At 72.9% G+C, this 1,440-nt stretch carries 2 protein-coding genes; both read left to right on the plus strand.

Annotated features, from left to right (window positions below; genetic code table 11):
- A partial coding sequence (locus TR48_RS32600; protein ID WP_304941234.1) for a phosphate signaling complex PhoU family protein occupies positions 1–436 on the plus strand: 436 nt, incomplete at its 5' end.
- A gap of 493 nt (positions 437–929) precedes the next feature.
- Positions 930–1,241 carry a hypothetical protein gene (locus TR48_RS32605; RefSeq protein WP_042374006.1) on the plus strand — a complete coding sequence of 104 codons (312 nt, stop codon included), beginning with the start codon at positions 930–932 and terminating at the stop codon, positions 1,239–1,241.
- Positions 1,242–1,440 lie beyond the last annotated feature (199 nt).

The following is a 1,440-nucleotide window of genomic DNA, read 5'->3' on the forward strand; positions in this document are numbered from 1 at the left end:
CGCCGTGGTGACCGCGCTGCGCATCAGCGCCGAACTGGAGCGTTCCGGAGACCTGGCCGGGCACGTGGCGAAGCTGGCCCGGCGCCGCTTCCCCGAGCACGCCGTCCCGGGCGAGCTGCACGCCACCGTGCTGGAGATGGGGCACGTCGCCCAGCGGCTGATGGCCAAGGCCGCCGACGTCATCGCCACCCGCGAGCTCGAGACCGCGCTCGAGCTGGAGGGCGACGACGACGCGATGGACGATCTGCACCGTGCCTTGTTCCGGCGGCTGCTCGACGACCGCTGGCAGCACAGCGTCGAAGACGCCGTCGACGTCACCTTGGCCGGCCGCTTCTACGAACGGTTCGCCGACCATGCCGTCGCCGTCGCCGAACGCGTCGTCTACCTGGTCACCGGCACCCACGCTGGCGACCTGACAGGGGAAGGGCACCCGTAGGTAGGTGCGCGCTCCGCGGCTCATCCGGTCCGCGGCCGGTCGCGGGCCAGAATTTCGGCTACCCCCTTGCGAGTCCGACGTCGGGTCCTGGAGCAGCCGGACCTGATCGGGCGGATGCCCTCAGTGCGCGGCCAGTGCGCCGCGGACGCGCCGGATCTCGTGCCCCGGGCCCGCCAGATGCCGCAACGACAGGGGCTAAGGACGCGGGCTCGGCCACCTCGAGGCCGAGCCAGGTGACCAGGCGGGCGGTGCCGTCGACCAGGCGGTACGACAGGCCAACCACCGCGGCGGCCCGTTGTGACCGCCTGGGCGAGGCCGTGGAAGCGGTCCAGGAGCACGTCCACGCTGGGCCGGACGTGCTGCCCGCAACCAGCCCGCCATGCGCGCCGTGTCGAGGCCCAGGCGCCCCATTCGGAGCAGCCGGACGCGTGTGAACGGCGGCGGTGGGATATACGCCCCGAAGCCGCTTCAGCCAACCCGAGAGGAGCCTGTCGTGGGCAAGAACACCAGCGTGCAAGCCCGAACCCAGACCGTCGCCCGGGCGGCGTCCGACGCCGCCGACAGCCTCAAAACACACGCCGGACACGCCGCCCGGCAGGCGGCGGAGCAGGCCCGGCACACCGCAGGAACCCTCAGCGCCCGCGCCAGCCACCACACGCCCCCTCAGCAACGCTCGTGGCCGCTCCGCACGGGAGTCGCGGCCGCGTGCACGCTCGCGGCCGGGGCGCTGCTCTGGTGGCTCGCCCGCCACCCCGCCGGACACGACACACCGAATCTCCCGGCCCAGCCCATCCGGCCGGCCTGACCCCGGCGAACCGGTTCCCCGCCTGCTTCCTGCCGTGCGCGTGGGAATCCCGATCAGAAGATCAGCATTGATTCGCGGGGAAGCGGGGTGCCGCCGGTGAACGTGTTCGAACGCGCGCTGCGGTCGGTGGACGGCTGGCAGCAGCGCCACCGGGCGCCGGGACTGCTGTTCGGAGTGGCGAAGAAGTTCGGGGACGACT

This window comes from Streptacidiphilus neutrinimicus, from assembly GCF_000787815.1.
Taxonomy (GTDB): domain Bacteria; phylum Actinomycetota; class Actinomycetes; order Streptomycetales; family Streptomycetaceae; genus Streptacidiphilus; species Streptacidiphilus neutrinimicus.